Source organism: Haloarcula sp. H-GB4, from assembly GCF_030848575.1.
GTDB lineage: Archaea > Halobacteriota > Halobacteria > Halobacteriales > Haloarculaceae > Haloarcula.
This window is the reverse complement of the sequence record NZ_JAVDDX010000002.1, coordinates 322,624-342,554: the sequence shown is the minus strand read 5'-3', so window position 1 is coordinate 342,554 and position 19,931 is coordinate 322,624. Positions and strand designations below refer to the sequence as shown.

The 19,931-nt window shown below is 63.2% G+C and carries 19 protein-coding genes and 1 tRNA gene; 11 read left to right on the top strand and 9 right to left on the bottom strand.

Annotation, left to right across the window (positions count from 1 at the left end; all coding sequences use genetic code 11):
* Positions 1 to 13 precede the first annotated feature (13 nt).
* Positions 14 to 1,024, top strand: coding sequence for a hypothetical protein (locus tag RBH20_RS10250; RefSeq protein ID WP_306708202.1), 1,011 nt, complete (start codon positions 14 to 16; stop codon positions 1,022 to 1,024).
* 172 nt (positions 1,025 to 1,196) lie between these two features.
* Here RBH20_RS10250 and RBH20_RS10245 read toward each other — a convergent pair whose 3' ends face one another.
* Positions 1,197 to 1,586: a DUF5830 family protein gene (locus RBH20_RS10245; protein WP_306710416.1), complete on the bottom strand. Its 390-nt coding sequence runs from the start codon at positions 1,584 to 1,586 to the stop codon at positions 1,197 to 1,199.
* 51 nt (positions 1,587 to 1,637) lie between these two features.
* Between RBH20_RS10245 and RBH20_RS10240 the strand changes: the two genes are divergently transcribed.
* On the top strand, positions 1,638 to 2,297 hold the full coding sequence (locus RBH20_RS10240) for a TVP38/TMEM64 family protein (protein WP_306708200.1): 660 nt from the start codon (positions 1,638 to 1,640) through the stop codon (positions 2,295 to 2,297).
* Here the strand turns inward: RBH20_RS10240 and RBH20_RS10235 are convergent.
* Both RBH20_RS10235 and RBH20_RS10230 read right to left on the bottom strand, forming a co-directional pair.
* The gene (locus RBH20_RS10235) at positions 2,275 to 4,854 is read right to left on the bottom strand and encodes a PAS domain S-box protein (protein WP_306708198.1); all 2,580 of its coding nucleotides are present in this window, start codon (positions 4,852 to 4,854) and stop codon (positions 2,275 to 2,277) included. The two genes, RBH20_RS10240 and RBH20_RS10235, sit on opposite strands and share 23 nt — an antisense overlap.
* Before the next feature lie 46 nt (positions 4,855 to 4,900).
* Positions 4,901 to 5,023, bottom strand: coding sequence for an HVO_2523 family zinc finger protein (locus tag RBH20_RS10230; RefSeq protein ID WP_004591539.1), 123 nt, complete (start codon positions 5,021 to 5,023; stop codon positions 4,901 to 4,903).
* Between the two features lie 105 nt (positions 5,024 to 5,128).
* Between RBH20_RS10230 and RBH20_RS10225 the strand changes: the two genes are divergently transcribed.
* Together RBH20_RS10225 and RBH20_RS10220 are read left to right on the top strand one after the other, a co-directional pair.
* Positions 5,129 to 6,649 (top strand): sulfite oxidase, encoded by a 1,521-nt coding sequence (locus RBH20_RS10225; protein WP_306708196.1) that lies wholly within the window; start codon positions 5,129 to 5,131, stop codon positions 6,647 to 6,649.
* Between the two features lie 43 nt (positions 6,650 to 6,692).
* Complete coding sequence (locus RBH20_RS10220; protein ID WP_005538095.1) at positions 6,693 to 6,983, top strand: hypothetical protein; 291 nt, start codon at positions 6,693 to 6,695, stop codon at positions 6,981 to 6,983.
* Between the two features lie 84 nt (positions 6,984 to 7,067).
* On the opposite strand, the gene RBH20_RS10215 is transcribed toward RBH20_RS10220, so the two are convergent.
* Complete coding sequence (locus tag RBH20_RS10215) at positions 7,068 to 10,166, bottom strand: adenosylcobalamin-dependent ribonucleoside-diphosphate reductase (protein WP_306708194.1); 3,099 nt, start codon at positions 10,164 to 10,166, stop codon at positions 7,068 to 7,070.
* Between the two features lie 574 nt (positions 10,167 to 10,740).
* Here RBH20_RS10215 and RBH20_RS10210 point away from each other — a divergent pair.
* The 3 genes from RBH20_RS10210 (at position 10,741) to RBH20_RS10200 (ending at position 13,941) form a co-directional block, all read left to right on the top strand.
* Complete coding sequence (locus RBH20_RS10210) at positions 10,741 to 11,310, top strand: J domain-containing protein (protein ID WP_306708192.1); 570 nt, start codon at positions 10,741 to 10,743, stop codon at positions 11,308 to 11,310.
* 37 nt (positions 11,311 to 11,347) lie between these two features.
* The gene (locus RBH20_RS10205; protein ID WP_306708190.1) at positions 11,348 to 12,031 is read left to right on the top strand and encodes a phosphoglycolate phosphatase; all 684 of its coding nucleotides are present in this window, start codon (positions 11,348 to 11,350) and stop codon (positions 12,029 to 12,031) included.
* 278 nt (positions 12,032 to 12,309) lie between these two features.
* Entirely contained in the window at positions 12,310 to 13,941 is a 1,632-nt protein-coding gene (locus RBH20_RS10200) for a GTPBP1 family GTP-binding protein (protein WP_306708188.1), read from the top strand.
* A gap of 26 nt (positions 13,942 to 13,967) precedes the next feature.
* On the opposite strand, the gene RBH20_RS10195 is transcribed toward RBH20_RS10200, so the two are convergent.
* From RBH20_RS10195 to RBH20_RS10175, 5 genes are all read right to left on the bottom strand, one after another.
* Positions 13,968 to 14,465 carry a hypothetical protein gene (locus RBH20_RS10195; RefSeq protein ID WP_306708186.1) on the bottom strand — a complete coding sequence of 166 codons (498 nt, stop codon included), beginning with the start codon at positions 14,463 to 14,465 and terminating at the stop codon, positions 13,968 to 13,970.
* A 6-nt stretch (positions 14,466 to 14,471) separates the two neighbouring features.
* Positions 14,472 to 15,404 (bottom strand): methenyltetrahydromethanopterin cyclohydrolase, encoded by a 933-nt coding sequence (mch, locus tag RBH20_RS10190; RefSeq protein WP_306708184.1) that lies wholly within the window; start codon positions 15,402 to 15,404, stop codon positions 14,472 to 14,474.
* Between the two features lie 24 nt (positions 15,405 to 15,428).
* Positions 15,429 to 15,761 (bottom strand): MTH1187 family thiamine-binding protein, encoded by a 333-nt coding sequence (locus RBH20_RS10185; protein ID WP_306708182.1) that lies wholly within the window; start codon positions 15,759 to 15,761, stop codon positions 15,429 to 15,431.
* 97 nt (positions 15,762 to 15,858) lie between these two features.
* Positions 15,859 to 16,506, bottom strand: coding sequence for an HVO_2922 family protein (locus tag RBH20_RS10180; protein ID WP_306708181.1), 648 nt, complete (start codon positions 16,504 to 16,506; stop codon positions 15,859 to 15,861).
* Positions 16,507 to 16,646: 140 nt separating this feature from the next.
* Positions 16,647 to 16,718 (bottom strand) — tRNA-Gly (locus RBH20_RS10175).
* Positions 16,719 to 17,066: 348 nt separating this feature from the next.
* Between RBH20_RS10175 and RBH20_RS10170 the strand changes: the two genes are divergently transcribed.
* The 4 genes from RBH20_RS10170 to RBH20_RS10155 are packed head-to-tail and all read left to right on the top strand — an operon-like array spanning position 17,067 to position 19,931.
* Positions 17,067 to 17,912 carry a putative RNA uridine N3 methyltransferase gene (locus RBH20_RS10170; protein WP_004957426.1) on the top strand — a complete coding sequence of 282 codons (846 nt, stop codon included), beginning with the start codon at positions 17,067 to 17,069 and terminating at the stop codon, positions 17,910 to 17,912.
* Positions 17,913 to 17,916: 4 nt separating this feature from the next.
* The gene (gene rpl3p / locus RBH20_RS10165; RefSeq protein WP_004591551.1) at positions 17,917 to 18,933 is read left to right on the top strand and encodes a 50S ribosomal protein L3; all 1,017 of its coding nucleotides are present in this window, start codon (positions 17,917 to 17,919) and stop codon (positions 18,931 to 18,933) included.
* A 3-nt stretch (positions 18,934 to 18,936) separates the two neighbouring features.
* Complete coding sequence (gene rpl4p / locus RBH20_RS10160; RefSeq protein ID WP_306708177.1) at positions 18,937 to 19,677, top strand: 50S ribosomal protein L4; 741 nt, start codon at positions 18,937 to 18,939, stop codon at positions 19,675 to 19,677.
* Complete coding sequence (locus RBH20_RS10155; protein WP_004591553.1) at positions 19,674 to 19,931, top strand: 50S ribosomal protein L23; 258 nt, start codon at positions 19,674 to 19,676, stop codon at positions 19,929 to 19,931. The genes rpl4p and RBH20_RS10155 overlap by 4 nt, the downstream gene beginning before the upstream one ends.

Here is a 19,931-nt window from a genome sequence, read left to right as displayed (position 1 = left end):
GTATGCAGGCAGTATGGAGATACCAGACCTCGTCCAGCAGGAACTCGGGGACGAGGAGATCCGGGGCGGTGTCAACCTCGGCGATGAAGACGCGGCCTGTTTTACACCAACCCGGACGCTCGTCTACCGTGGTGAGGGCCTTCTCAGCGACGAGAAGGTCGCCAGCTATCCACATGACTTCGAACGGCTCACGGTTTCGGAAGGCCGGCGCAAAACTAAATTCTCACTCATCTACACCAGTGAGAAGCTCGAACTGTCTGTCCCCGGGAGCCGCGCTGATGCCGTCCTCGAACGACTGCTTGAAGGGAAACTCACTGTCGCGGGCGGCATTGCCCCCGATGAGAGTCTCGCCGGCGTATTCCGGTTCAGCGAACTCACGCTGGTGATTACCGATCGCCAGCTGCTCAAGCACATCGGCAACGTCACCTGGGACGCCGACTACGAGGCGTTCTCCTTCGACGACGTGACCGGCCTAGAGTTCGAGGAGGGCAGCGTCGCTACGGCCGTCGTCCTCTCATTTAACGAGCGACCAGAGCGCATCAAAGCGCCGTCCGAGGAAGCACCGATGGTCCGGAAAACGCTCGAAGAAGCCCTCTTTGCGTACCACGAGGTCGATTCGCTTGCAGATCTCAACGCCACGGTTGGGGGCGACCCCGACAAGGGTGCTGACGAAGCCGGCAACGGGCTCGGCCTCGAATCCGGCATCGACCCGCTTGTGAGCAACGATGAGGAGGGCGGTGACGATGCCGAGGCTGAATCCACGAGCGCCAGTACACAGGCCGCGACCGCACCGACCAATGAGCAGGGCGCCACCACCGAAGCCACGACGGAAACACGATCCAGAGACACGGCCGGTAGAGACACTGGATCGGTCAAGTCGGACACCGCCACAGACTCCGATATCGCTGAACTCGAAGCACAGGTCGCCGAACTGACCGACGCTGTCGAAGCACAGAACGAACAGCTCCAGAAGCAAGAGCGCACAATCAAACAGCTCATCAAGGAACTCCGGCAGGGTCGCTAAGCCGCCGCGTTTCGCCTTGGTGCCTGTTTCGGACAGCTCACTATTTTCTGGTCGTTGTCTTCGATTACACGCTGAGACTGGCGCTGTGACAGCAACCACGCTTTCGCCACTCGCGGCTCGCTTCGGTCGCCGCTTGTCCACCGAGGGCCACTCCCTTCGGTCGCGCCCCTCGTTACTCCCGTCCTAACACTTTCCGAATACACGTTGACCCGAACGGGCCCAGTTCGCCGTCGTCAAACTGGACGAAGTGGCCCGTACTAATAGCTGCACCACAGCGCTGGCATGAGAAATCCCCGTCACGGACGACGACATCGCTGTCGAAGTTTACGTACGATCCCTGTGACCGCGGGCGGATGACGCCGTTCTCGCGTTCGATGAGCCCCCGCATCACTGCAGTGTCGAGTATCTCTCGCTGGACCTGCGGGTTGGTCGTCACCGTCTCGATACGGTCGAGGGCGTCGGCGACGGACAGTTCCCCGTGTTCCAGATGGGCGAGTAGTTCGACACCGAGTTCGACCGGGTCTCGCGTCTCGGACACAATCGCCGATTCAACCCCGAGCAACGTAAAAGATACCACAAAGCGTTTGTCGATTGCTACCGCCCAATTGGGTAGATGGACCGCCTCGCGAAGCGACAGCTGGTCGGGACTGTCGGGCTAGTCGCAGTCGTCGCCATCGCGACGACGCTGCTTACACCCGAGCGGGTGGTGGCCCAGCTGATGCACCTCGCCGACCATCCCGTCTACCTCGCGGGTGTCATCGTCGGCCTGTATCTGGTCCGCCCGTTCTTCGCGTGGCCGACGATGCCGTTATCTGCGTTCGTCGGGTTCGTCCTCGGGGTCAAATATGGCTTCCCGGTCGCGCTGATGGGCGCACTCGTCACCTGCCTCATCCCCTACCGATTCGCACTCCGGGCCGGTGAGCAAGGCGGAATGTTCGGCTGGCTGGGGGACTCCGGCCGGCGGATCATCGAGGTGACCGGCGAGACGAGAGGCGTTCTCGCAGCGCGGCTCTCACCGGTGCCCGCGGACCCAGTCTCCTATGGGGCCGGGTTCGCCCGCGTCTCGCCGCGTTCATTCGCTGTCGGGACGTTTCTCGGTGAGATTCCGTGGGTTGCCGTCGAGGTCACCGCAGGCGCGTCACTGCGGTCGCTGACGCTCACTGGTCTCACCGTCGACGCACTCCCGCATGTCCTGTTGCTTTCCGCGGCGCTGGCTGTGCTGGTGCTTGCGGGGCCGGCCTACCGCCACGTCAGCGCTCCGAACTCGTCGTGAACTCGAATCGCGCGCCGCCGCCATCGCTTTCTGTCAGCGATACCGACCAGTCGTGGGCCTGTGCGACCTCCGTGACGATTGCCAGCCCGAACCCGGTTCCCGTATCGCTTGTGGTGTAGCCCCGTTCGAACACGTTATCTCGCTCTTCCAGCGGAATACCAGCGCCGTCGTCGGCCACATAAAATCCGGTATCCGTTGTCCCGACGGAGACAGTAATCGGGGCTGAGGTGTTCGTGCAACACTCGCGCTCCTCCGCGTCGTCGGGCTGCTTCTGGTCGCTTGCGGACCCATGTTCCACACTGTTCCGGAACAGGTTCTCGAACACCGCACGGAGCCGTGCCGCGTCAGCTTCGACCGTCGCTGTCCCGTGTTTTTCAAGCCTGGCTTCGCCGGTTTCGACATCGGCCCAGGCCTGCCCTGCGAGGGCGGCGAGGTCAACCATTGTCGTCTCACCGACCGTATCGCCCTGCCTTGCGAGGGTCAACAGGTCGTTGATGAGGTCGTCCATCCGGTCAGCCGCGGACTCAGCCGCCTCAAGATGTGAGACGTCGCCTGACGTCCGGGCAACTGATATTCGCCCTTTGACCACGTTCAGCGGGTTTCGAAGGTCGTGGCTAACGACAGATGCGAACTCTGTAAGCTGTCGTTCCCTGTCTTTCCGGTCGCTGATGTCGCGGATGACGCCCGCTGTCCCGTTGAACTCCTCGTCTTCGGCTGGAAGCAACGCGATATGGATCTCGATAGGGGTGTGATCCCCATTCTGATCGACGATATCCGTTTCGAAAGTCATGTTCTGCCGGGTCGGGTCAGACAGCATGGTCCGGATGAGGTCGCTGCCGCGGGAGATGTCCTCGCCAGCCATAATCGTGGAGATGTGCTCACCGATGAGTGCATCCGGTTCGAACCCTGTCAGTCGCTCTACCGCCTCGTTCACGTAGGTGAAGACGCCCTCGTCGTCGAGGGTGTACACCGGGTCGCCGACGGCCTCGATGATCGTCTCGTAGCGTTCGAGTTCCCGCTCGCGTTGCTTTCGCTCTGTCGTCTCGCGCATCACGCCGACTGACCCGTCGAAGTTCCCGTCCTCGTCGAACAGCGGTGCGATCCTGTCCTCGTTGATCCGGACCGTCCCGTCAGCCGATATCGTCCGCATCTCGTAGGCCGCCCACGTCCGATTGTCGTCGTCAATCAGGTCACGAATGAGTGCTGTTCCTCTCTCGACGTCTCCTTCGGGCATGAACCGGGCTGGCTCCGAGTCAATGATTTCCGAGCGGTCGTACCCCAGATGGACGGCCATCGCCTCGTTCACCATCTCTATGGTCCCGTCCCTGTCGAGGACGTACATCGGGTCCCCGACGTTTTCGACCAGCGTCCGGTACTCTCTGAGTTCTCGCTCCCGGCGCTTCCGCTCGGTGATGTCCCGGCCGATGCCGGCAATCCCGAACAGGTCGCCGCGCTCGTCTTCGATGAGCGTGCCCTTAAACTCGTACTGGAGCCGTTCGCCCTCAGCTGTCTCGACTCCTGCCTCGATGGTTCCGTACCCTGTTTCTAGCGTCTCTTCGAATATCCTCCATAGTTTCTCGTGGTCGGAATCCACAATGAGGTCGCCAATCCCCATCGACGCTAACTTCTCGTTGGTGTAGCCGGTCACCGACTGGACGGTGTCGTTCCACCGGACCAGGCTCCCGTCGGTGCCGACCACGTAGAACATATCGTCGACAGAGTCGATGAGCTTCTCGGTAAATGCCCGTTGCTCCGCGAGTTCCCGTTCGCGCTCCTCGCGCGCAGTCACGTCGGTGATGAACCCTTCGAGGATTTCGACGCCATTGTCGTCGGTGTCGACGACACGCCCGCGCTCCCACATCCAGCGGGTCTCACCGTCGGCCGTCTCGACCTGGTAGGAGACTTCAAACGGTTCGCCGGCGGCGATACAGGTCTGGACTGTTTCCCAGAGACGCTCCGTCTCGGAATCCTTAATCAGCGCGCCCCAGGAGACGTCGCCACGTTCGAGCGTCTCCGAACTGTAGCCGACTAGCTCCGCTGCACCGTCGCTGACGAACTCCATCGGCCAATCGGGCTCGTTCCGGGCGCGATACACCATTCCCGGGAGATTCGAAATGAGCGTCGACAGCATCCGCTCGGACTCTTCGAGCGCGGTCTTGGCCCGTCGTTCCTCGACAGCCCGCTCAATACGGTTGGCAAGCACGGCGTACTGGTCTGTCCCCATTCCTTTCTGGAGATATTCGGTGACGCCAGCGGAGATGGCATCACTCGCGATTTCCTCGTTTCCCTTGCCAGTAAAGAGAATAAACGGGAGTTCCTCGTACTCCTCGCGGACGACCTTCAGAAATTCGAGCCCGTCCATGCCCGGCATGTCGTGATCGCTAACGACACAGTCGAACGTGTGCTCGGACAATCGCTCTAACCCATCGGCTGCACTTCGCTCGGTACAGACAGCGAGATTACTGTGCGTTTGCTCCAGATGGACCGCAACGAGATCGCCAAGGTCGGGGTCGTCGTCGACGTGTAGCACCGAAATCTCTCCCCCGTGACCACTCATACAACTCTGTTCGTTGTTCCAAGATATTAAACCCGCGAGCGTCTCGTCAGTAGAACGTGTCAGCGCAGTCATACACGACGCCGTGCTCCGGACAGACGTACTTGCAGTGTCGGTGGTACATTGCCCGCTCACAGAGCGGACATGGCCGACCGCCGGGCTGCTCGTCCATGATTCCGTAGAGCAGCCCCGCTCGCTTGTGTCTTCCGGAGTTTCGGAACGGATTCTGGCCGAAATTGGAACAATCCCTTTTGCGGGGTAGGCCGTCGATATAGCCATGACTGACGACCTCCTCGACTCGCCCGGCGGTCGGCTGCTGGCCAGCGTTGCCGCAGCTATCGCGGGCCTGGCCGGGTCCTACGCGGTGACCGGCTACGCGCCGGCATTTATCGCCTCGCCAATCGAGCGGACGCTCGCGCGGTCGATGCCCGGCATCATCGTCTCGACCGCGATCTCGACACTCGGCAGTCTCGGCCAACAGCTCAATCTCCTGTTCGCCATCGGACTCGCTGGGCTGTTCATCGCACTGGCGGCCAGAGCAGCCATCCTCACCGGCCAACTGGCGAACAATCGTGCCCTCCCGGTTGTCGGAACAGCCGTCGTAACCTGGGCCGTCGGCGTCGTTCTCACCGGCGAAGTCGTCCTCGCCGCTGGCCCGGCGGTGCCCGCCGCCGCCGTCGTGGGACTCGCACAGGCGCTGGACGGACTGGGTGACCGGATGTCACCTATCTCCTCCAAACGACGGCGGGCGCTCTCGACGGTCGGTGTGGCCGTCGGTGCGGCAACGGTCGGCTACACAGCTGGCAACCGGCGATCAGTCGTTGCGACGGGTGACGACGCACCCGCACTCAATGCACCGGGGGCCGATCTCGAAGATGTTGATGAAAAGCTCGCCGTCGCAGCGGAATCCGCTCTGGACTTTGACGACATCGATCCGCTGGTCAGTGAGAGCTTCTACGAAGTTGATATCAACTCCATCGACCCGGAACTCTCGGCCGCGGACTGGTCGCTATCCATCACCGGTGCTGTCGACGAAGAGGTCACGCTCACCTACGCAGACATTCTGGAGATGGACGCCGAAAACCGGTTCGTCACGCTCCGGTGTGTCGGCGAGAGCCTCAACGGCTACAAAACGGACACCGCGCTGTGGACCGGCGTTCCCGTCGACAGACTACTTGAAGAAGCCGGCATCCAAAGCGGCTGTGAGTGCGTGATGCTCCGGGCTGACGACGACTACTACGAGGAGTTCCCCATCGACGCGTTGCGGGGCGGCATGCTCGCCTACGGCATGAACGGGAAGATCCTCCCGCGCGGCCACGGCTACCCCGTCCGAGCACTGGTCCCCGGCCACTGGGGCGAAGTCAATGTCAAGTGGCTCTCAGAGATCGAAGTCCTCGACGAGGAGGCCGACGGCTACTGGGAGAAACGCGGCTGGCAGGGGACCGGGCCGGTGAATCCGGTCGCCAAACTTCACCACGAATCGATGCTTTCGGACGGCCGCCGACGCATCGGCGGCCACGCCTACGCTGGCCTGCGCGGCGTCCAGCGTGTCGAAGTCTCCACTGACGGCGGCGAGACGTGGGCGGACGCAACGCTCTCGGACCAGCTGCCGGCGGCCGGTGGCGACGGCCCCGCCGAGGACGCGTGGCGACAGTGGGAGTACACCTACGACCCGCCCTCGGACGGTCACACCGTTGTCGTCCGGATGGTCGACCAGCGCGGCGAGACACAGCCCGAAGACGAGACCGACTCGTATCCCAGCGGGGCCTCTGGCTGGGTGTCCAAGCAGTACTCATAGTGCAAAGCGAGCGGCACATACCGCTGTAGTCGCTATCGTGCGTATGGACGAGACGATTGCGGGCGAGGTAATCCACGTCGTCCCGCCGGCCGACCACGAGGACTACGACTTCGAGCCCAAGATGGCGTCGCTCGCTGAGTCACGCTACGTCATCGTCTGCCGCAAGGGCGGGAAGCCGTCGTGGCTCGAACGGATCGTGGCATTTCTCCGCCGCCAGCCCATCGAGCCGGTCACGCTCGTCGCAGATTCGGCGGCCGAGGAAGGAACAGAAGTCACCGCGACTGTCGAGGAAACGACGATTACCGGCGTGTACGACGTGACGGAATTCCGGTAGCCAGCCCTCAGCGAGTTAGCGCACAGCGAAAAGAACGACCTTCAGGCGCGGTGAAATCCGAATCCGCGTGGTCAGACGACTACGTCAGCACTCGGACCAGCCACAGGACTCGCAGGTCTTGCAACCCTCTGAGTAGTACAGCGACAGCGAGCCACAGTCAGGACACTCTGGGCTCTCGCCGGCGTCGATGATGTCCTGTTGGTCGCCACTCGTGTCGGATGCGGCGGCTGCGCCGCCGTCGGTCTGCGTCTGCGTGGCGGTCTCGCCTTCAGCTTTTTCGGCGGTTTCCTCTAGCGTGGTCTGGTCGGGGTAGGCCTTGTCGACATCGCCGTCGAGGTAGCGACGGAGAGCCGTGCCGATGGCGTCCGGGATGGACTGGATCTGCTCGCCCTTGTCCCAGGCGACCTTCGGCGACCGGATACCTTGCAGTTCGTCGGCGATTTCCTCTGGGTCGACGCCCGAGCGAAGTGCCGTCGAGATGGTCTTGGCCAGCGCCTCGGTGAAAGAGGCGGTGAAGCCGCCGGAGTTGCCGATGTTGGCGAACAGCTCGAACGGCCGGTCGGCCTCGGGGTCCTCGTTGATGTTGACGTAGAGCTTCCCGTAGCCGGTGTCGATGCGCTGTGTCACGCCGTGGAGCACGTCGGGTCGGGTCTGCTTCTCGGCGTACTCGGCGTCTCCGTCGGCGACACCCAGCACTTGCTGGATGGAGTCGTCGATGGCGGCCTGGACGGCCTCGTCCTCGAGGAAGCCTTCGATGCCGCCGAAGACCTCCTCGATCTGTGCGACGATCTCGTCAGCGTCCATGTCCGAGAACTCCGTGTTCTGGGCGCGCGTGGTCAGCACCTGCTTGCTGCGGGTGCCATCGCGGTAGTAGGTAACGCCCTTGCCGCCGTGGTCGTAGATGTACTCGAACACTTCGGCGGCGTCCTCGGTCGTGGAGTCGTTCGGGGCGTTGACCGTCTTCGAGATGGCGGAGTCGACGCCCTCCTGACAGGCCACCTGAATACCTGCGTGCTGCTTCGCCGAGAGGTCGCCCGTCGTGACGAACAGCTCGCCGATGGCATCGGGCACGGTCGTCAGCCCGTCGACGCCGTCGAACTCGTTGTTGGCCATCTGCTCCTGGGCCTCCTGTTTGACGGCTTCGACGTCGATGTCGTTGTCCTCCAGCGCACGGAGGAAGTAGTCGTCGAACTCCACAAGCATCTCGTCGCCCTGTACGTCGTCGGAGACGTTCTTGTAGTAGGCGACGTTGTAGATCGGTTCACACCCGCCGGTGGTGTTGCCGATCATCGAGGTCGTTCCGGTCGGGGCGATGGTCGTGGTGTTGTGGTTGCGGATGGGGTACCCGTCTTCCCAGTCCGCCGCGTCCTCGCCGGTCTGCTTCTCGAACCAGTCGGAGTAGTCTGTCGGGTTCGCGTACTTGGAGTTCTCCCATTCAGTGAAGACGCCCCGTTCCTCGGCGAGTTCGTGGCTCGCGGCCTTCGACCCGTGGTTGATGTGGCGCATCGTCTGGCGGGCGATTTCGTTGGCCTCCTCGGTCCCGTAGGCGACGCCGAGCTGGATGTACAGCTGGGCAAGGCCCATGATACCGAGGCCGATTTTTCGCATCTCCCGGACCTTCTGCTCGATCTTCTCGACCGGGAAGTCGGACATCGTAACGACGTTTTCGAGGAAGCGGGTGCCGAGTTCGATGCGTCGGTCGAACTCCTCCCAGTCGATGGCGTCCTCGAGGAACGCGTCGATAGCGGCTTCCGTCGAGTCGTACTCGTCGGCGTGGGCCTCCGACCAGACGCGCCAGTCCGGCGCGTCCGTGGCGGCCAGCGTCGAGAGGTTGATGTGTCCGAGGTTACAGGCCTCGTACTCCTCGAGGGGCTGTTCGCCACACGGGTTCGTTGCGAGAATCTCGTGGTCGGGATGCTCCTCAACGTCGAAGGAGTGCTGCTTGTTCACCCGTTCGAGGTAGATAACGCCGGGTTCGCCGTTCTCGTGCGCGCCCTCGACGATGTCGTCCCAGAGTTCCTCGGCCGGAATCGAGAGTTCTTCGCCAACCTCGACGTGTTCGCCGAGGCCGAACATATCGTACAGTTCCTTCGTCTCCTCGGTGGCGATATGCGCTTCGCCTGTCCGTGGGTTCGTGAAGGTGAATTCCTCACCGGCTTTCAGCGCCTCCATGAAGTCGTCGGTGACGCCGACGGAGATGTTGAAGTTCGAAAGGTGACCCTCGACAGCATTCCGGAGGTGCTTTGGCACCTTTCCGCCGTCGTCGATGAGTTCTCGTGCTTCCTCCAGCGCTTCGGCGAAGGAGTTGTGCGTGAAGTCGTCCGGGTCATTCAGGCGCAGCGTCTCGGCGAGCGAGACGTCCTTGTTCTTGGCGTGGATGAACTGGATGACGTCCGGGTGAGAGACGCGCATGACGCCCATCTGTGCGCCACGGCGGGCGCCACCCTGCGCGATCGTCTCGCACATCTGGTCGTAGGTCCGCATGAACGTGATGGGCCCGGAGGCGATGCCGCCAGTCGAGCCGACGGGGTCGCCGTACGGGCGGAGCTTCCAGAACGCATAGCCCATGCCACCGCCGGACTGGAAGACCTGTGCGGCCTCCTTTGCGGTCTGGTGGATGTCGTCGATGTCGTCGCCGGGCGAGTCAACGAAACAGGCGGAAAGCTGCTGGAGTTCGTCGCCGGCGTTCATCAGCGTTGGCGAGTTCGGCATAAAGGAGAGCTGCTCCATCTGTGCCTGGAAGGCGTTGGCGGTCGATTCGACGTGGTCGCGGACGCCCTCGGGCAGTTCCGGCACGACCGTCTCGTAGGCGAACTTGTTGACGTTGTAAACAGAGAGTTCAGTTTCGACGTCGTCGTCGACAGACGTTCCTTTACCGAACACTTCGTCGGCGAGTTCGTCGCGCCGCGGGTGGTCGGGCTTCAATTGCTCGGGCGAGACGCGTACGTCAACATCTTGCTTGTCGGCCTCGAACACAGCCTCGGCGAGCGCAATATTCTTCGCGACACGGTCGAAGAGGTCTTCGGGTTCCTCGATGAGGTCACCGTCGGCATCCTTCCGGAGGTAGCGAGCCGGGAGAATGTTGTGGTAGGCGTTGCCTGTGAGTCGCTCTTCAATAGTGTCACCGTCGGTACGTTTGATCGGGAGCGTGATCTCGTCAGCGGAAAGGTCGCTGTTACTCATCGCCCGCTCCTCCTCCCGACAGCGGCCGTCTGTCGGTCGATACCCCTCGTCGTAGCTACCCGTGATCCTGTCATTTCTGGCGGCGAATACGTAGTCATCGATAGCGTTTAATCCTTCTTGTCTGCGATTCGGCGGCGGCCGTAGCAATCTCCGAAGTCGCGGCTACGGTGTTCGACGAACTGTGCTGGTGACGCGTGAAACGATAGCCGCGTACAACGGAATAGATGCCGTCGACTCTCCTTAATACTGTCTAGACCGAGGTGAAAGTGAAAACCCGACCCCGTGAACCACCAGACGTGAGTGAGATATCCAGTAGAAACTGGTGGGGGTTTGCGGGTGGGGATATGCGCTCACTAACAGTGCGTAGGGAGGTACTGAGGCTGTGTCAGACACTCCGCAGTAGTGCGGTTTTGACAGAACTTGTCTATCAGTCCGTGCGATGTCGTTCTCGTGTTCGTGTACTCTGTTTTGTCCCTGTCCCATCCGAGACGCTGTCCGCTATCGACTTCAGGGGCAGACCGGCTGGAGTGCGAGAGGCGGGACGCTTACAGGCCTGTGGGCCGAAGCAACGTGCGTGCAGTACGATGGGCTCACAAAGGGAATCGCGGTGGTGTTCGGAGGCCTGACAGTCGTCCTGACGGCGGTGGGCCTTGTGATCAATCCTGCGGTGCTCTTTCTGGCGCTCATGTTCGGGGTGTCGACGTATTTCATGTACTACCACCTCAGCGGGAAGATGGCCGCAAGCCTCTACGAGCGGGTCGAGCGACAGGCGGCACAGAACACGGGGAACGCCCGCCGCGGCGGGTTCGGGGCTGGCCCACGGGAGGAATGGGAACCACCGCGGGACGGCCGCCGAGCGCGCCGCTCACGAGCGACCCAGGGCGGTCAACGCCGTCGGCAGGGACGACAGCAGCAGCGACGCCAGACAGCGGGCGGTCGGCAACGCCGACAGCGCGTCCAGTCGTCGGGACCGAGTCCGACAGAGGCCTACAAGCGGTTAGACCTTGACCCGGATGCAGACCAAGGTACTATCAAACGAGCCTATCGAGAGAAAGTCAAGGAGGTCCATCCCGACACTGATGGCGGGAGCGAAAGAGAATTCAAGCGGGTGCAATCGGCCTACGAGACGCTAACCGACGACTGACCGCAACCCACATATCCGACGCTCCAAACCCGAACGTATGGACAGCGACACACCGCCCCTTATCGTGGATATCGACGGGACACTGACCGACGAGAGCCGCGCGCTTGACCCCCATGTTGTGCCGGTCCTCCGGGAGTGGCCCGCACGCGTCGTCATCGCGACTGGCAAAGCGATGCCGTTCCCGATTGCGCTCTGTGAGTTTCTCGGCCGCGACCGGACAGTCGTTGCCGAGAACGGCGGCGTCGTGTTCGTCGAAGCAACCGACGAACTTAGATTGGAAGGCGACCACGAGGCGGCGCTGGCGGTCGGTGATGCCTATCGCGATCTGGGCCACGACCTTGGCTTCGGACAGATAGACCTTGCAAACCGATGGCGCGAGACGGAACTCGTTGTCTCACTCGACAAGCCGCTCGAACCGCTGGAGGAACTGGCCGCGGCGCGCGGACTCGTCGTCCTCGATACCGGCTTCGCTTACCACGTGACAGACCCTGTCGTCGACAAGGGGACGGGGCTTGAAGCGGTGTGTGCGGAGCTGGATCTGGACCCGGCAGAGTTTCTGGCAGTCGGTGACTCGGTGAACGATGCCCAGATGTTCGACCTGGCCGGTGAGGCCGTAGCCGTCGCCAACGCCGATGAAACAGCGCTCGAACGAGCCGACCGGGTGACCGATGCGAGCTACGGCGACGGCTTTCTCGAAGCGGTCGCACCGTATCGGAACTGACCCGTCACATTCGGTGTTTCCAGTTGCTGTTGGAACCGTCGCTACCTGGACTGGCGAACAGGTGACGCCATCGACAGCTCCTACTATCCACGGGGCGGCGTCACACGACCGCAAACCCCGTTTAGCGGCTCAGTCCACGAGCGGTCTGGCTTCGCCTTTAGGTATAAATATCCGTCCAGCCGCTACTGTGAGAGACACACTCAGTCACCGGATTCAGGAGCGCTCTGGAACCGTAAATCCGGGGAAGGCTTATGTCTACCCCACAGTAACGGGAGGATATGAGCCCCGACCGGGCTGTCCTCCGGCGCGCGCTTGACCGCGGTGAACGGGAGGGCGGCAGCGTCGAGTTCAAAGAACGGCTCACCGAGAATCTTCACCTGTCCGAGGGGCGACTCGAATCCCTCACAGCGCAACTCCGCCACCGCGTTCTCTCCGGGGATGGGGAGGCGACGTACGTCGTTGGCGTCACCGACGATGGCGGTCTCGCCGGTATCTCGCCGGCGGAGTTCTCCGAGTCGATGGACGTACTCAGTCTGCTGGCAGAGGAAGCCGGCGCACACATCGAGGATGTCAAAACGTGGGGCGTCGACGGCGTCTCGGACGACGGGTCGACCGACACAGACGGTATCGTAGGCGTCGCGACGGTCTCCGAAGGGTCGGTCCTCGCGGACGACGATCACATTGTCGTGGGAACCGCCGGGCACGTCGACCACGGCAAGTCAACCCTCGTGGGGTCGCTGGTCACCGGCGACGCCGACGACGGCGAAGGCGGGACACGTGGCTTTCTGGATGTGCAGCCACACGAGGTCGAGCGAGGCCTCTCGGCGGACCTTTCATACGGCGTCTACGGCTTTGACGAGGCCGGGGAGCCGATTCGCATGGACAACCCGCACCGAAAGGACGACCGGGCGCGGGTCGTCGAAGAATCCGACCGACTCGTCTCCTTCGTCGACACCGTGGGTCACGAGCCGTGGCTCCGGACGACGATCCGCGGCCTCGTCGGCCAGAAGCTCGACTACGGCCTTCTGACCGTCGCAGCCGACGACGGAGTGACCGAGACGACGCGCGAACATCTCGGCATCCTGCTGGCGACGGACCTCCCCACAATTGTTGCCATCACCAAAACTGACCTTGTCGACGGAGAACGGGTCGCCGAAGTCGAACGCTCAGTCGAGCAGGCATTGCGAGAGGTCGACAAGACGCCGCTCCGGGTGGAGCGCCACGGCGTCGACACGGCTATCGACGAAATTTCTGAAACCGTTGTTCCCGTCGTCACCACCAGCGCCGTCACCAAGGCAGGGCTGGACGCTCTTGATGAGATGTTCGAGGCGCTGCCAAAGACCGCCGGTGAGGTAGGTGACTTCCGAATGTATGTCGACCGAACGTACAACGTTCAGGGGGTCGGCGCGGTCGCCTCCGGCACGATCAAATCCGGCGAAGTCGAGGCTGGCGACGAACTGCTGCTCGGGCCGATGCAGGACGGGAGCTTCCGGGAGGTCGAAGTCCGGTCCATCGAGATGCACTACCACCGGGTCGACGAGGCCAAGGCCGGTCGCATCGTCGGCATCGCGCTGAAGGGCGTCCGCGAGGCGGATATCGAGCGTGGGATGGTCCTGCTGCCGAGCGACGCGGACCCGTCGCCGGTGCAGGAGTTCGAGGCCGAGGTGATGGTGTTGAACCACCCGACCCGCATCGGCGACGGGTACGAGCCCGTGGTTCACCTCGAAACGGTCAGCGAGGCCGCGGCCTTCTACCCGGAGGGCGGGCAGTTGCTCCCGGGCGACGCCGGCAAGACCCGAGTCCGGTTCAAGTTCCGCTCTTATCTCGTCGAAGAGGGCCAGAAGTTCGTCTTCCGCGAGGGGAGTTCGAAGGGCGTTGGGACGGTCACCGACACCGACCCTGCGGAGTAGCGACCCGCCGTCTCCAGTCCCTCTTCTCACCGATCCGCGCCGTCTCCGGTCGGTAACCTATAGCCGTCGTCCGTTTTTTCGGCGAGCCCGAACAGCACGGCCCATTCCAGTAGATTCACCGTGCGCTCCCGCCAGACGGCTTCCCAGTCGGTGTGGCGTTCACGTTCCCAGCGAGGAATCTCAGCCCGAAGTGCACCGAAGGCAGCATCACTATCTCTCGGCTCCGAACTGAGAGCGGCGAGGAGCACGTCGACGCCGAAGACAGATTTCTTGAACGTTGTCGCGAGGTCCGTCCGGTCGAAGTCCTCCCTCGTCCTGTAGTAGCCCCGTTCGCTCTCGGCAACCAGTCCCAGCGCCTGCAGGAACACGAGGTACTTCTGGGCCGTTTCGCGGTCAGACACGTCGGTAGCCATCTGTATCGCCCGACAACAGTCCGCCTCGCTGTCAGGGACAAGCGGAAGCGCCTCTCTTGCGGTTTCCAGAAACGAGCGCGAACGGGCCGGCGGCGCGACCTTGTAGCGCATACCTGATTACAGGCCGAAGCTCTCGGCTAGCACGTTCTCGCTCGTCTCACCGACGACGTGCGTGTCGCCGCCGACAACATCGATGGTGACCGCCGCGGGGCCGAACAGTTCGACAGGAAGCTCCGCGAAGTCCCAGTCCACGTCCTCAAAGACGCCTTCGAGCGGCTCGCCATATTCTCGGGCCGCGATGGAGGGAACCTCGTCGAAGCGGTCGAAGGACTCGTCGACGGTGAGGTGGACCTCGCTGCCGTAGGCGAGTGCGTCTGTGGTCCGAGCCATCGCAGTCGCTTCGTCATCGGCGACCGGCGCGACCGGCGCGCGACCACTGGCCGACAGCACCGACACCGGGTCGAAGCCGAGTTCGGCAAGCCGGAAGACGGCCAGTTCGGCGGCTCGGGCCGCGGCGACGACGCTCCCGGTGACACTCGCCGTCGCGAATGACGGCAGGAACACGCCGGTCTCGGGGACGCCGGTGCGCTCGGCGACCTGGCTCGCGACGGCCTCATCCGGCAGTTCGTCGGTCTCTAGAGCCAGCACAGCGAAGTCGGCGTCCTCGCGGTAGCCGATGCGCTGGAAGGCCTCCTCCTCTGCGACGAGCGCGCGTGCGGGACCGCTCCCGAGCGCCTCGAAGCCATCGGTGGCCAGCTCCCAGCCGCCCTTCTGCGAGCACAGCAGAGCCAGTGCCGGATGGTCTGTCGACAGTTCAACGTGGTTCAGCGGCGCGCCGCTGATGGTGTCCATCGTTGACTGGACCGTCGCCAGCCCGGCCGTCTGGATTTCCGCGAGTAGCATGCCGGCCTCGACAGCGCCGGGGACCTCGACGCCGAAGTCCAGCACCGCGGCGTCACCCTCCAGCGCGTGTACGTCTATCGTGAGTTCGTCGGCAAAGTCGATGGCCTCGTCAACGAGCTCCGTGGCCATCCGATTGAGACTATCCATACGCCGTCTTTGGCACCCTTCCCTTTAATCTCCGCCTTCGGCCGCGTCGCTTCTGGCCGCCCGACCCAGATGCTCCTCGACGGCGTCGACCTTATCTCGCGCCTGCTGGTCAACGGTTCGCTTGTCGTCGATCTTCAAGAACGTACTCACGCGGTCGGTCTGCTCGCCGACAGCCTCGTGAGCGGCGTGGGTAGCCGCGAACAGTTCCTTGCTGTCCTCCGCTTCGATGATAGTCCCCATTGGTGTCGTCTCGTACTCGACGTCGAACGCCTCCAGCGCCGCGACGGCGTCAGCGACGTACGAGGACATGCTGCCTTCGATGACCGGTGCGACCGAGAGAAACCCTATGCAGGTCATACTGGCTCCACGCGCGCCCGAGACCTAACCGCTGTGGTACTCGCGTCACGTTTCCAGTATCAGACTGGTGGAAAGAAACTGCCGCTGTTCGGAACGCTTACTCGCCTTCTTCGACCGGTGCCCCGCGAGCGTTCGTCTTGACGCTCTGGAGCCCCTGCTTCGCTTTCTGCTTGGAGGCGTAGCCCTGCCCGCAGTCGGCGATTATCTCTCCGTTGTCGTGGCGGAGGCGCCAGCGCGCTTTCCCTTCGCTGTCTTTGAATAGCTCGAACGTCGCCTTGCTGCCGCCGTCGTCGGGGGTATCCTCGTCTTTCGACTCGTCGACGACGTACGCGCCGGGCGCATTGGATTTGACGCTTTCGAGCCCCTGCTCGGCCTTCTGTTTGGAGGCGTAGCCCTCCCCACTGTCGGCGATGATGTTGCCGTTGTCGTGGCGAAGCCGCCAGCGGTACTGCTCGGCGCTGTCCTCGTACACCTCGAACGTGGCCTTGCTCGCAGCCACATCGGTCGCCACCGCTCCATCGTCCTCATCCCATTCCATATCGATTTCAAGCGTGACAGTCCCGTCCTCTCGTTCGACCTCGACCTCGAACTCGGATTCAGCCGGCGGCGTGACTGTTACGGTCTGCTCCTCATCTGCGGGGGCTGGCTCACCGCGGCTGAGCCTGTTCGCCAGCCGTCGGAAGTACGACGCGATCCCTCTTCGACTCCGTGTTTCCTGTGACTCGTGGACTGTCTCGTCTGTCATACAATCGGACTGTCGATGGGGTAACAAATAATGGTACGCCTCAGTCACAGAGTGACACTGGCGCCACTGAGCGGCCTATCCATCAGTAAACACTGTAGACGCGATAAGACGCATCGCTTGTGGACTTGAAATCAGAGAAATGCGCTGGCTGGGATTTGAACCCAGGTTGTGACCATGGCAAGGTCACGTGATACCAACTACACTACCAGCGCTTGCTTCGTTTGCCCTGACCTTCACGACCGGTGGTCGCTCAGTGCCAGCGTGCAACGCCTTGTTGCAATCAAATCTGGCGGGGGTGAGAGTAAAAAGCCTTCCGTTTTCCGGGGAAAATCGTGGGAAGTGAGGGCAATCACCGCCCCGCCTGAGCGCGGGATCATGTGATGGCGTCACGAGACATGGCCTTTCGGAAGCGGCAAAACAGTGAATGCGTGCATCGGTCCCGAACCGGCATGACGGACCATGTGAACGCGACGCATCGCGAACGCGAAACGGGGGCTTTTTAAGCCCTGGAAAGGGAGATATCGGCACAGTCTAGTGGCGCGACGTGGAAGCGTCACGGCATGACGACCAGCGTACTCGTGCCGTCTTCCCTCGCACGGGAAGCCGAAGACAGACGCGAGGCAACTCGCAAGCTCGGTTACGTGGCCCGCGCGGCCGCGGTCTACCGGGTTGATCGGCTGACAGTGTACCCCGACCCTGACGGGGCGGGCAAATGGGAAGACGGGTTCGTCGAAACCGTGCTGCGGTACGCCGCGACGCCCCCGCACCTCCGAAAGGAGATGTGGGGTAAGCGGGACGAACTGGAGTACGTCGGCGTCCTGCCGCCGCTCCGCGTGCGTTCACAGACCGGCTCCGGATCTGAGGGTTCGGGGTCGTTAAGACAGGGAATCGTGACCGAGGTCGGAGCTGATGGGCGCGTCCGGGTCAATTGCGGCATGCAACACCCGATCTCCCTTCCCGTCCCAGCGGATATGGACGTGGAACAGGGGGAGCGCGTGACCGTCAGGGTCTCTTCGCGACGGCCGGTCCGGGCGAAACTCGTCGACGCCCCCACAACGGGATTCGACGTTGTCGCCGCGGACCTCGATGCGGCACTCTCGCGCGACGATGCCGGGCTCACTATCGCGTCCTCGCGATACGGCGAGCCGGTAACGTCGACCCGTCTCGGCCAGCTGGCCGAGCGGCGCGACGCCGAGGGCGGCATGACCGTCGCCTTCGGGGCACCCGAGCGCGGGTTACCGTCGATACTCGACGTTGCCCCGGACGCCGTCGGGGGAGACCAGACGAGCGACGAACCAGAAGGGTTCGACCTCTGGCTGAATACGGTTCCGAACCAGGGCAGTGAGGTTGTGCGAACGGAAGAAGCTCTGTTCGCCTCCCTCACCTGTCTAACCCTCACGGAGTAAACGAATGCCACAACCAAGCAGACCACGCAAAGGCTCGCTGGGCTTCGGCCCGCGCAAGCGCTCGACGAGCGAGACGCCTCGCTTCAACAGCTGGCCGTCTGACGACGGGCAGCCGGGCGTCCAAGGGTTCGCCGGCTACAAGGCAGGCATGACTCACGTTGTGCTTGTCAACGACGAACCTAACTCCCCCCGCGAGGGGATGGAGGAGACTGTCCCGGTGACAGTCATCGAGACGCCGCCGATGCGCGCCGTCGCCCTGCGAGCGTACGAAGACACGCCGTACGGTCAGCGTCCGCTGACGGAAGTCTGGACCGACGAGTTCCACTCGGAACTCGACCGGACCCTAGACGTTCCGGAGGACCACGACCCGGACGCTGCTGAGGAACAGATACGCGACGCACACGAGGCCGGTGACCTCGGGGACCTGCGACTCATTACGCACACCGTCCCCGACGCCGTCCCGAGCGTCCCGAAGAAAAAGCCCGACGTGATGGAAACTCGCGTCGGCGGTGGGTCCGTTTCGGACCGCCTCGACCACGCCCTCGACCTCGTCGAGGACGGTGGCGAACACGCCATGAACGACATCTTCCGCGCCGGCGAGTACGCCGACGTGGCCGGTGTCACGAAAGGCAAAGGGACACAGGGTCCCGTCAAGCGGTGGGGCGTCCAGAAACGGAAAGGCAAGCACGCCCGCCAGGGATGGCGCCGACGGATCGGCAACCTCGGTCCGTGGAACCCGTCCCGCGTGCGCTCAACGGTCCCCCAGCAGGGGCAGACCGGCTACCACCAGCGCACCGAGCTTAACAAGCGTCTCATCGACATCGGCGAGGGCGACGAGCCCACCGTCGATGGCGGCTTCGTCAACTACGGCGAGGTCGATGGGCCGTACACGCTCGTGAAGGGCTCCGTGCCCGGTCCGGACAAGCGCCTGGTGCGCTTCCGGCCCGCGGTGCGTCCGAACGACCAGCCGCGCCTCGACCCCGAGGTGCGCTACGTCTCCAACGAATCGAACCAGGGATAACCTATGCAGGCAACAATCTACGACCTGGACGGCAACACAGACGGCGAGGTCGACCTGCCGGACGTCTTCGAGACGCCGGTTCGGTCCGACCTCATCGGCAAAGCTGTACGTGCCGCACAGGCCAACCGAAAGCAGGACTACGGGTCCGACGAGTACGCCGGCCTCCGAACGCCGGCAGAGTCCTTCGGTAGCGGCCGCGGGCAGGCACACATCCCGAAGCAGGACGGTCGTGCCCGCCGCGTCCCGCAGGCGGTCAAAGGGCGAAGTGCCCACCCGCCAAAAACCGAGAAGGACCGCTCGCTCGACCTCAACGACAAGGAACGGCAGCTGGCCGTTCGCTCGGCGCTGGCCGCGACGGCCGACGCCGACCTCGTCGCCGACCGCGGCCACGAGTTCGACCGTGACGAAGTGCCCGTCGTCGTCTCCGACGACTTCGAGGACCTCGTCAAGACGCAAGAAGTCGTCTCGCTGCTGGAGGCGCTCGACGTCCACGCGGACATCGACCGCGCCGACGAGACGAAGATCAAGGCTGGACAGGGTTCGGCCCGTGGACGGAAGTACCGTCGTCCCGCCTCGATTCTCTTCGTGACCAGCGACGAGCCGTCGACGGCCGCCCGCAACCTTGCGGGGGCCGACGTGGCAACCGCCAGCGAGGTCAACACGGAAGACCTCGCGCCTGGCGGCGCGCCCGGTCGACTCACCATCTTCACGGAATCCGCACTCGCGGAGGTGGCCGAGCGATGAGCTGGGATGTCATCAAACACCCACACGTCACTGAGAAAGCCATGAATGACATGGACTTCCAGAACAAGCTCCAGTTCGCCGTCGATGACCGCGCCTCCAAGGGCGAGGTCGCCGACGCCGTCGAGGAGCAGTACGACGTGACAGTCGAACAGGTCAACACGCAGAACACGATGGACGGCGAGAAGAAGGCCGTCGTTCGCCTCTCCGAGGACGACGACGCCCAGGAAGTCGCCTCCAGAATTGGGGTGTTCTAA